The sequence below is a fragment of the Rhizobium sp. SEMIA 4085 genome, from assembly GCF_013004495.1.
GTDB classification, from domain to species: domain Bacteria; phylum Pseudomonadota; class Alphaproteobacteria; order Rhizobiales; family Rhizobiaceae; genus Rhizobium; species Rhizobium gallicum.
The window spans coordinates 1-8625 of sequence record NZ_JABEPH010000263.1 but is presented as its reverse complement, the minus strand read 5'-3'; the positions used below and the strand labels follow the sequence as shown (position 1 = coordinate 8625).

Genomic DNA, 8625 nt, shown 5'->3' with positions numbered 1-8625 from the left:
ACATTATTCACTCGCAGCCGAATCGATGTACGACCATCCCTTCCAATGGGGTTCAAAGCGGACCGGACCAGATCTTGCACGTGTCGGTGGTCGGTATTCGAACGAATGGCAGGTCCAGCACCTTGCCGATCCGCGCGCGGTCGGGCCGGAATCGATCATGCCAAGCTACGCCTTCCTCAAGACCAACGAGGTCGCGGCGAAGGATGTCGGCATGGATCTCAAGGCAAACAGAGTTGTAGGTGTGCCTTATACCCCGGCCATGATCGCCAACGCCGAGGCCGACATGAAATTGCAGGCGGATCCCAACGCCGACACCACGGCGCTGCTCGAACGCTATCCGAAGGCCAAGACCGGCGACTTCGACGGTGACCCTTCGAAGCTGACGGAGATGGACGCTCTGGTGGCCTACCTGCAGATGCTAGGCACCTTGGTCGATTATTCGACTTATGACGACGCAACCGGATATCGCTGAGGAACGCTCATGGAAACCTACACAACAATGCGCCACTTCGCCGACAGTTGGGGCCTCCTCGCTATGACGCTGTTCTTCATTGGCGTTGTCCTTTTCACGCTCCGTCCGGGTGGCAGGGAAAGCGCCAATGAAGCCGCAAGCATACCTTTGAAGGATGACTGATATGTCGGACAAACATGTTGACGAATTCAGCGGCGTCGAAACCACCGGCCATGAATGGGACGGTATCCGCGAGCTGAACAATCCCATGCCGCGGTGGTGGGTCTGGACGTTCTATGCGACGATCCTGTGGGCGGTGGGCTATGCCATCGCTTATCCTTCCATTCCGCTTTTGACCAAGGCCACCGATGGGCTGCTCGGCTCTTCGAGCCGTGCCGATCTTACGCAGGAAGTAGAGACGGCAAAATCCACCCAGACCACCTATCTCGACCAGATTGCCGCAAAGACGGTCGGCGAAATCGACGCGGATCCCAATCTGCGGCAATTTGCCATCTCGGGTGGCGCTTCCGCTTTCAAGGTCAATTGTGTGCCGTGCCATGGTAGTGGCGCAGCCGGCGGCCCTGGGTTCCCGAACCTGAACGATGACGATTGGCTATGGGGCGGCGATCTTGAATCAATCCAAAAGACCATCGCCCACGGCGTCCGTTTCGACGGTGACGGCGACACCCAAGTGTCCGAGATGCCTGCGTTTGCTGATGTCCTCGACGCCACGCAAACCCGCAACGTCGCTGCCTATGTCTGGAGCCTGACAAAAACGTCGTCCGATATAGAGATGGCAAGCGCCGGCAAGCAGGCTTTTCTCGACAATTGCGCGGCCTGTCACGGCGAAGATGGCAAGGGCAGCAACGACATGGGAGCGCCCAATCTGGCCGATGCCATCTGGCTGAAAGGGGAGGGCGAAGAGGCGATCACCCGCCAGATCATCGCTCCAAAACATGGCATGATGCCGGCCTGGGCCGCCCGCCTTGGCGAGACGACCGTGAAAGAACTGACCGTCTTCGTGCATTCGCTGGGCGGCGGAAAATAGGAGATCATTATGTCCAAACGCGATACCAATCCGCTGATTTCGCTCTACGGAACGCCGCGTTCGGTCGTCCACACGCGCGTTTCCGTTCGGGCCAAGATGCCTGTCACGGCAGATGAGGAAAAGGACGACTCGGAGAGGCTTGGTCAGGCGATGATCAGTTTGACCTGTCTCAAGGATCAGTCGACCACAAGCCGCTAATAGGCGGACATCCGCTGCAGGTCTCTCGCTGCGGCCTCCTGGCCACGCCTTCGCGCGTGGCTTTTTTTGCACGTGAGCGTTCGGCGTCGGCTGGCCTGCTTCTTGACCTACGTCAAGGAAGGCGGCGCTGCGGAATGCGACAAGGGGGCATCAATGATGGATGCTGACGATGAATCTCTACACCGCCCCGGCCCCACGCGACAAGAACACGGTCGAACACCTTCAGGTGGAACCGGTCAACGCGGCGCGCAATCGTCAGCCTCTTTATGCAGCGCGTGAGAAGGTTTTCCCCAAGCGGGCGGAAGGCCACTTCCGCCGCTTCAAATGGATCGTGATGCTGATCACGCTCGGGATTTACTATCTCTCACCATGGTTGCGGTGGGACAGAGGTCCTTACGCGCCCGACCAGGCGATCCTGATCGATCTGTCCTTACGGCGCTTCTTTTTTTTCTTCATCGAGATTTGGCCGCAGGAATTCTTTTACGTGGCCGGCCTGCTGGTCATGGCGGGCTTTGGCTTGTTTCTGGTGACGTCCGCAGTCGGGCGAGCATGGTGCGGCTATGCCTGTCCCCAGACGGTATGGGTCGATCTGTTTCTCGTCATCGAGCGCGCCATCGAGGGCGACCGCAACGCACGGATCAAACTCGACAATGCGCCATGGAGCACCGGCAAATTATTGAAGCGCGTCGCCAAGCACGCGATCTGGCTCGGCATCGGTGCAGCAACCGGCGGCGCATGGATTTTCTACTTTGCTGACGCGCCAACATTGGCACTGAGTTTCTTTTCGGGCCAGGCACCGGCCGTCGCCTATGCAACCGTCGCCACGCTTACCACAACGACCTATGTGCTCGGCGGTCTGATGCGCGAGCAGGTCTGCACATACATGTGTCCGTGGCCGCGGATCCAGGGCGCCATGATCGACGAAAACTCCCTCGTCGTCACCTATAACGACTGGCGCGGCGAGCCGCGCTCCCGTCATGCCAAGAAAGCGGTCCTTTCGGGCCAGGCCGTTGGAGACTGCGTCGACTGCAATGCCTGCGTCGCCGTCTGCCCAATGGGCATCGATATCCGCGACGGTCAGCAAATGGAATGCATCACCTGCGCGCTCTGCATCGATGCCTGCGATGGTGTCATGGACAAGCTGAACAAGCCGCGCGGCCTCATCGCCTATGCAACACTGAGCGAATATGCCGCCAACATGGCGCTTGCCACCGACAATGGAAAGACCGGTGTTCAGCCTCAGCGCGTTCGCGATGACGACGGAAACTTCATCGCCGCAATCCGGCATTTCAATTGGCGCGTCATCTTCAGGCTGCGCGTAGTCTTTTACGCTGCCGTCTGGGCAGCAGTTGGCATCGGTATGCTCGTCCATCTCGCACTGCGCGAGCGGCTTGACCTCAACGTGGTGCACGACCGAAACCCTCAGTTCGTTCTCGAATCAGACGGCTCGATCCGTAACGGCTACACGCTTCGTATTCTCAACATGCTGCCGCAGCCCCGCACGATTGCCTTGCATATTGAAGGAATGGATGGCGCGACGATGAAGATTCCGGAACTGTCGGAAGAGGAGAGCCGGCATTTCATGATTGAAACGAAGCCCGACACGGCAATGGCGCTCAAGGTCTTCGTCACAAGCAAGAATGCCTCCAGTGCCCTCAGCGAATTTCTTTTCGTGGCCGAAGACCCGGTCGGCACGGATCGCTCGGTCTACAAAGCCGCCTTCAATTCGCCAGGAGCCAGAAAATGAGCGAGCACCAGATCACCAACGGCAAAGGCTTTACCGGCCGCCACATGCTTTTCATCATGCTTTCCTTCTTCGGCATCATCATTTCCGTCAACATGACGATGGCCTGGTACGCCTCGTCGAGCTGGAGCGGCCTGGTGGTGAAAAATGCCTATGTCGCAAGCCAGGAATTCAACAAGAAGGCGCAGGCAATGCGCGCTATGGCCACAAGCGGCGTTTCTGGCGAATTCGCGCTTCAAGACGGGTTGATCGTTTATGGGTTGCGCGATCGCGGCGGTTCGCCAGCCGCCGCTGACGAGGTCACGGCGCATTTCAGGCGGCCGGTCGGCGACCAGGAGGATTTCGTCATTCGATTGCGGAAGAGACCTGACGGCCATTTCGAAGCGCGCCACCGCGTCCTGTCGGGCGATTGGATCGTTGAAGTCATTTCGAAGAACGAGGGCGTGACCGTGATGCACGAGGCACTCAGGATCAATACCGCGGGGTTCGTCCAATGACATGCTGCACCATGGATGTAGAAGGCGTGCTGTCGCTGAGCAGCAACGTGATCAGCGCCGAGGAGGCACTGCTGGCCAGCCAGCCTTTGGGCTCCGGTCTCAGGCAATCGGATTTCAGCGTCCCAGGCGTTCACTGCGGCGCCTGCATCTCGACCATCGAAAAGGCGCTGACGCAGTTGCCTTATGTCAAGGGCGCGCGGGTAAACCTCACGGCAAAGCGCGTGAGCTGCGTATGGCACGAGGAGATGAACGGCAAGCCGGTCAATCCAGCCGGCATTCTGTCTGCAATTGCGCGCTGCGGCTATCAAGCGCATTTGTTCACGGCTGACTTGAGCGACGATGATCGCGTTCGCAATCAACTGCTGCTGGCCGTCGGTGTCTCGGGCTTTGCTGCGGCAAACATTATGCTGCTTTCCGTATCGATCTGGTCCGGGGCGGAGGCTGCAACGCGCGACATGTTCCATTGGATATCGGCAATGATCGCGGCGCCCACGCTGATTTATGCCGGCCGTTTCTTCTATCAATCCGCATGGAACGCTTTAAAGCACGGCCGTACCAATATGGATGTGCCTATATCGCTCGCCGTGACGCTTTCTTATTCGATGTCGCTCTGGGAAACGATCCACCATGGTGAGCACGCCTGGTTCGATGCATCTGTGTCCCTGCTGTTTTTCCTGTTGATTGGCCGCACTCTCGATCACGTCATGCGCGACAAGGCACGTGCGGCAATCACCGGCCTGGCGCGGCTTGCCCCGCGAGGCGCGCTCCTGATCAACCGGGACGGCCCCAAGCGTTATGTGCCGTTGGACGAAATCAGTATCGGCGATTTGATTGCCGTGCCGGCCGGCGAACGTATTCCGGTCGATTCCACCGTCGTTACCGGCAAGAGCGAGATCGACCTTTCGATCGTCACGGGCGAGAGCATTCCGATCGCGGTATCGACGGGAAGCGAACTGAAGTCCGGTGCGATGAACCTGACGGGATCGTTGACGATCAAGGCAGCGGCGACTGCAAGAAACTCGTTGCTTGCCGAGATCATCGGCCTGATGGAAGCCGCAGAAGGCGGCCGCGCCCGCTACCGGCGCATCGCCGATCGCGCCGCGAGCTATTATTCGCCGGCCGTTCATCTCCTGGCACTGGTATCCTTTCTCGGTTGGGGTCTGATCGGGGGCGATTGGAAGCAAGCGATGCTGGTGGCCGTCGCCGTCTTGATCATCACGTGCCCCTGCGCGCTCGGCCTGGCGGTTCCCGTTGTTCAGGTCGTGGCTGCCGGGAGGCTGTTCCGGCGAGGCATTATGGTCAAGGACGGCTCGGCCATGGAACGCCTGGCGGAGATCGATATGGTCGCCTTCGACAAGACCGGCACCCTGACGATGGGGCAGCCGCGTCTCGCTTACCACACGCATGCCGGCCCAGGTGGACTGGCCGTTGCCGCCGGCCTGGCGGCTCATTCCCGGCATCCATTGTCACAGGCACTTTGGCGCGAGGCCGGACCAAATGTCCTGGCATTTGATGAGGTCGAGGAGATCCCGGGCGCTGGACTGGAAGCCGAATGCGGGAAAGGAATCTACCGTCTCGGCAACGCGGCCTTTGCTTGCCCGGGAAGTCCGCGAGGCGCACAACAGAGCGATGCATTCTCCGAGGTCGTCCTATCGAAGGATGGGATCGAGCTTGTACGCTTTTACTTCGAGGATACCCTGCGGCCAGGTGCCGATGGCGCGATCGAGAGCCTTGCGCGTGAGGGGTTTGCCGCGATTATGATGTCGGGCGACCGGCAATGTGTCGTCGAGGCGACAGCCAAGACGCTCAAGATCGACCGCTGGCTTGCAGGATTGACGCCCCGGGGAAAGATGGAGGAATGCGAACGTCTGGGCAAGCTCGGCCATCGCGTCCTGATGGTCGGTGACGGGATCAACGACGCACCGGCGCTCTCGGTAGCTCACGTGTCGATGGCACCGTCGACGGCGGCAGATGTCGGCCGGCAGGCAGCAGACCTGGTCTTCATGCACGATAGCCTTGAGGCCGTGCCCGAGGCGATCTCCGTGTCGCGCCTGGCGGCTCGGTTCATCCGGCAGAACTTCGCGCTGGCGATTGGTTACAACATCATCGCCGTGCCGATCGCAATCGCGGGCTATGCGACGCCTCTGGTCGCGGCCGTGGCGATGTCGACATCGTCGCTCATCGTAATCGCAAATGCCCTGCGAATGAACGAAAGGGCAAAGGTCCCTGGCAGGCGCCATGCGATCCGCAATACGAAGCATTCGGCCGTGGGGGGCGTGTGGCCATGAACATGTTGATTTACCTCATTCCGATCGCGCTCTTCATGGGAGGATTGGGCCTTTTTGGTTTCCTGTGGTCTCTGAAGAACGGCCAGTACGACGATCTCGAGGGAGCGTCATGGCGCATTCTCGATGACGAGGATGAAAAGACGCCCCGGCCGTAAGGGTATGACCGTTGCCAGGAGCGGCGGATCGTTGCCGCCGGCCGCTACATCTGGCGCAGAGCCGCGATATCGTCGATGCGCACCGTTCTGCCTTTGACAGTGACGCCCGCTTCCTTGAGCGCACCGAATGCGCGCGAAAGTGCTTCAGGAGCAAGGCCGAGCTTGCCGGCGAGCAAGCTCTTTTGGTAGGGGAGACGAACGGTTTCGCTTGGTTTTCCTGCCGAACATTGGCTTAAAAGATAGTTGGCAACCCGCTGAGGCGCGGTGTGTAAACGGTCACTAGCTACACATTCCATCGTCGCAAGCAGATGGTCGGCCATCAACTGCATGATGTTCCTATCCAGAGCTCGGTCCTCTTGCGCCAAGCGTCTCACGCCGTCGATGGTAAAGCGTGCTAGCGCCACGTTACCTGCCGCCTGGGCGTTGTAGGCATAGACGCCACCGCCGCCAATCAGATATTCGGCGAAAGTATCACGCGGCTCACAGATCCTGATGTCTGCTGCGCGACCGATCTCGTTCGTCTTGAACAAGCGAACATAGGCTTGGAGAACGCAAAAGAACGAGTCTGCTCTTTGGCCTTCCCGGATGATGAAATCGCGAGGCTCGTACCTGGTGATGTCAGCCAGCTTGAGCAGCCTGTTGGCGGTGTTGCTGCCCAGCCCGGCAAATAGCTTTGAACGCGCCAATACGGACGTCTCGACGGACATTTTCCTACCCTTGTTGAATCCCAAACCTGATTTAGCCTGCGCAAGCGAATTCCTGTTTGATCTTGATCAACCGCCCAGGCGAGAAAAGACCGCAAAACTGGATCTTTCGTGGTCCTTGCGAGCCGCTTGACCATTCTTTGGGGAGAAGCATGATCGGCGACGTTCCCATTTCCCGAGAAATTCGATAATTGAGGAAAGCAACTGGTGGTTCGCGGGTGTCTTTCGGAAAAGCCCTAGGGAATGTAGAAATGACGGACAGGCAATCCGAGCATATTTTGGTCGTAGATGACGACGCCCGGATTCGGCAGATGCTGATCCGCTATTTTGAGGACGAAGGATATCGCGTCACGGCGGTCGCCGATGGGACGGCCATGCACGCTGAGCTCGCGAAGACCGACTTTACAGCGATTTTCCTCGATCTGGTTTTACCTGGCGGCCAAAACGGACTTCAGTTGGTGCGGGAAGTCCGCGCAAGTTCGGACGTGCCTATTTTGATGCTGACAGGCCGCGACGATGTGACCGACAAAGTCGTAGGCCTCGAAGTCGGAGCAGATGATTACATCGCCAAACCATTCCACCTTCGCGAGGTTCTTGCCCGGCTGAGAACCATCTTGCGCCGCCGCCAGCCTGCCGAACGCCCGGCAGTGCCGCAGGCCGGCGATGACGGCGTCCTGGAATTCGATGGATGGCAACTTCATATCCATCGGCGCAAGTTGACGGACCCTTCTGGACAAGACACACCGCTGACAACCGGGGAGTTCGATATACTGCTCGTCTTTGCGCGCAACCCAGGCCGCGTGCTGTCGCGCGAAACGCTGATGGATCTCACGCGCAGCCGCAACCTCGAAGCGTTTGATCGAACGATCGACGCACAAATTGCCAGGCTGCGCAGAAAAATCGAACAGGATCCCAAGAACCCGACCATCGTCCAGTCCGTTCGCGGCGTCGGCTATGTCTTTACCGGCGGCCGCCGATAAACGTCGTCACAACGCTGGTTATTTGATTACTGTCAATGTTGGCGGCGGTTGAAGCGCCTATGTCCGTCGAAAACGGGATAATAATCGAAGAACTGGATGCAGATGTTCCTTTGGCTTGCATTTGCGGCTCTGACAGCTGCCGTTGCGGCTGTGCTGTTTACGCCGTTCAATGGACGGCTCGCAGTGACTGGCCGGCGCGCCACAAGCGCGTCGCTGGTCTACCGCGATCAACTGTTGGAAGTTGACCGAGATCTGGCGTCCGGATTAATCGGCGTACTCGAAGCCGATTACGCAAAGGCCGAGATCGCCCGGCGCCTTATCTGCGCTACCAAGCCGGAAAACGGCGCGACCGGTTTTTTTCGCGCATCGCCAAAGTGGCTGAAATGGACCATCGTTGTCTTTCTGCCTTTTGTCTCGATTTCCCTTTATTTGCCGCTCGGCCGTCCTGATGTGCCGTCGCGGCCGTTGGCGGGTCGGCTGGCGGATCCTGGCAACGACATGGCGGTGCTGATTGTGAAGGCGGAGCGGCATCTTTCGGAGAATCCGGATGACGGCAGGGG

The 8625-nt window shown here is 59.0% G+C and carries 11 protein-coding genes; 10 read left to right on the top strand and 1 reads right to left on the bottom strand.

Translation table 11 applies throughout. From position 1 onward, the window contains the following. The 8 genes from ccoO to ccoS all read left to right on the top strand — a co-directional run. A partial coding sequence (ccoO, locus tag C9413_RS22580; protein WP_170250937.1) for a cytochrome-c oxidase, cbb3-type subunit II occupies positions 1-472 on the top strand: 472 nt, incomplete at its 5' end. Positions 473-481: 9 nt separating this feature from the next. Continuing rightward, a complete protein-coding gene (locus C9413_RS22575; protein WP_040116170.1) occupies positions 482-634 on the top strand; it encodes a CcoQ/FixQ family Cbb3-type cytochrome c oxidase assembly chaperone in 153 nt (50 codons plus the stop codon). Position 635: 1 nt separating this feature from the next. Continuing rightward, positions 636-1499 (top strand): cytochrome-c oxidase, cbb3-type subunit III, encoded by an 864-nt coding sequence (ccoP, locus tag C9413_RS22570; protein ID WP_040116169.1) that lies wholly within the window; start codon positions 636-638, stop codon positions 1497-1499. A 9-nt stretch (positions 1500-1508) separates the two neighbouring features. Continuing rightward, positions 1509-1697: a hypothetical protein gene (locus tag C9413_RS22565; protein WP_040116168.1), complete on the top strand. Its 189-nt coding sequence runs from the start codon at positions 1509-1511 to the stop codon at positions 1695-1697. Between the two features lie 169 nt (positions 1698-1866). Next, a complete protein-coding gene (gene ccoG / locus C9413_RS22560) occupies positions 1867-3444 on the top strand; it encodes a cytochrome c oxidase accessory protein CcoG (protein ID WP_040116698.1) in 1578 nt (525 codons plus the stop codon). Further along, complete coding sequence (locus tag C9413_RS22555) at positions 3441-3938, top strand: FixH family protein (RefSeq protein WP_040116167.1); 498 nt, start codon at positions 3441-3443, stop codon at positions 3936-3938. Before ccoG ends, C9413_RS22555 begins: the two co-directional genes overlap by 4 nt. Continuing rightward, the gene (locus C9413_RS22550; RefSeq protein ID WP_170250936.1) at positions 3935-6226 is read left to right on the top strand and encodes a cation-translocating P-type ATPase; all 2292 of its coding nucleotides are present in this window, start codon (positions 3935-3937) and stop codon (positions 6224-6226) included. Before C9413_RS22555 ends, C9413_RS22550 begins: the two co-directional genes overlap by 4 nt. Next, on the top strand, positions 6223-6381 hold the full coding sequence (gene ccoS / locus C9413_RS22545; protein ID WP_063828742.1) for a cbb3-type cytochrome oxidase assembly protein CcoS: 159 nt from the start codon (positions 6223-6225) through the stop codon (positions 6379-6381). The genes C9413_RS22550 and ccoS overlap by 4 nt, the downstream gene beginning before the upstream one ends. A 44-nt stretch (positions 6382-6425) precedes the next feature. Here the strand turns inward: ccoS and C9413_RS22540 are convergent, their stop codons facing one another. Then, positions 6426-7088 (bottom strand): helix-turn-helix domain-containing protein, encoded by a 663-nt coding sequence (locus tag C9413_RS22540; protein WP_040116165.1) that lies wholly within the window; start codon positions 7086-7088, stop codon positions 6426-6428. Between the two features lie 248 nt (positions 7089-7336). Between C9413_RS22540 and C9413_RS22535 the strand changes: the two genes are divergently transcribed. Continuing rightward, the gene (locus C9413_RS22535; protein WP_040116164.1) at positions 7337-8065 is read left to right on the top strand and encodes a response regulator; all 729 of its coding nucleotides are present in this window, start codon (positions 7337-7339) and stop codon (positions 8063-8065) included. 96 nt (positions 8066-8161) lie between these two features. Beyond that, positions 8162-8625: c-type cytochrome biogenesis protein CcmI (gene ccmI, locus C9413_RS22530; RefSeq protein WP_170250935.1), on the top strand; the 464-nt coding region annotated here is incomplete at its 3' end.